This window comes from Paenibacillus sp. EKM212P, assembly GCF_011066115.1.
GTDB lineage: Bacteria > Bacillota > Bacilli > Paenibacillales > Paenibacillaceae > Paenibacillus > Paenibacillus polymyxa_B.
In genome coordinates, this window is the sequence record NZ_JAAMNR010000073.1 from 1 (window position 1) to 271 (window position 271).

The 271-nt window shown below is 56.5% G+C and carries 2 tRNA genes; both read left to right on the forward strand.

The annotated features are described in order from the left end of the window. Window positions 1-107: 107 nt before the first annotated feature. Window positions 108-184: transfer RNA gene (locus tag G9G54_RS25075), tRNA-Met, on the forward strand. A gap of 10 nt (window positions 185-194) precedes the next feature. Beyond that, window positions 195-270 (forward strand) — tRNA-Val (locus tag G9G54_RS25080). The last annotated feature ends 1 nt before the right edge of the window (window position 271 follow it).

Below are 271 nucleotides of genomic sequence, written 5' to 3' on the forward strand. Positions count from 1 at the left end.
GGCTATAAGGGGACCCTCTGCTAAGGGGTTAGACTGCGAAAGTGGTGCGAGGGTTCGAATCCCTCTCTCTCCGCCATTTAGGACAAGCTAGCAAAATATTATGTTATGGCGGTGTAGCTCAGCTGGCTAGAGCGTACGGTTCATACCCGTGAGGTCGGGGGTTCGATCCCCTCCGCCGCTACCATACATACCCAGGAGGCTTAGCTCAGCTGGGAGAGCATCTGCCTTACAAGCAGAGGGTCGGGGGTTCGATCCCCTCAGCCTCCACCAT